A 943-nucleotide genomic window follows, 5' to 3' on the forward strand; every position below is an offset into this window, starting at 1 on the left:
AATTCTAAAATTATGCAGACCGCAAGCAATAATCATGACTAAATCGTCAAAACCAAACTTGCGACACCTGAAACGTTCTTTGACAATACGACATTTTTTGATTCCACCGATGGCATGTTCGACAAGAATACGGAAACTTGCGATTTTCTTGTTTTCATCCTTTTGAATGTCAGTCAATTGCTTGCCTTTAGGTTTCTTTGTTGGCATCTTAATGATTACATTTTCAGGTTTATGACCTAAGAATCCGGTATCTTGCCATAACGTAGTTCCGAAAGGTAAACTCAATGGTTGTTCATCAACAATCTTCTTGTCATGGATACTGCCATCATAGGTCTGAGAAAGCCAAAGTATCCGTTTGTTAGCAGTGCAAAGCAGGTCATTCTTCACGTTATGAGTTTTTTTTACCACTATAACACGATTTTTGCCTGTCAGAATCCTGTGGACGTTCTATCGGTCTTTCTGTCCCATCAAGCAATATATTGCTACATTGCTCTGCCAGATATTTTACTCTTAAATGATTCCTGTCGGGTAGTTCTCCCAACGTTTTTAAGGTTTTATACAAAATATCGGACAATCGATGTATCCATTCATTGCATTGAGGTTGAGTCATATCGAACATCGTTGCATGATAATCCTGTAACGGATTATTCTTCATATAGGAGAGAATAAATAGCAATTTATCTGTTATACAGGGTAACTGGCTACTCTTTCTTCCGTATGAAATGCGTATTCGGGGCTTTCCTTTTAACGTAAAATGAGAATGATATTCTTCCCAATGATACTTAAAGGTTGGCAGAAATGCTTCAAATTCCGATAAACTAAAACCTGTTAATGATAATAATTGCTTCGGATTTTTTCGAATCTTGTCGTATTTCATTTGTGATTAGTAAATCACAAAGTTATGTAAAAGAACGCTTTAATAAACTATTAAATATAAACTCTA

2 protein-coding genes are annotated in these 943 nt (G+C 35.5%); both read right to left on the reverse strand.

Going from position 1 to position 943, the window contains the following annotated elements:
- Positions 1-387, reverse strand: a 387-nt coding sequence (locus tag D0T56_RS16545; protein ID WP_163321270.1) for a transposase family protein, incomplete at its 3' end; no start/stop codon positions are given.
- Position 388: 1 nt separating this feature from the next.
- Positions 389-877 carry a transposase family protein gene (locus D0T56_RS16550; protein WP_163321271.1) on the reverse strand — a complete coding sequence of 163 codons (489 nt, stop codon included), beginning with the start codon at positions 875-877 and terminating at the stop codon, positions 389-391.
- Positions 878-943: the final 66 nt, after the last annotated feature.

This window comes from Dysgonomonas sp. 520, from assembly GCF_010501095.1.
GTDB lineage: Bacteria > Bacteroidota > Bacteroidia > Bacteroidales > Dysgonomonadaceae > QVMP01.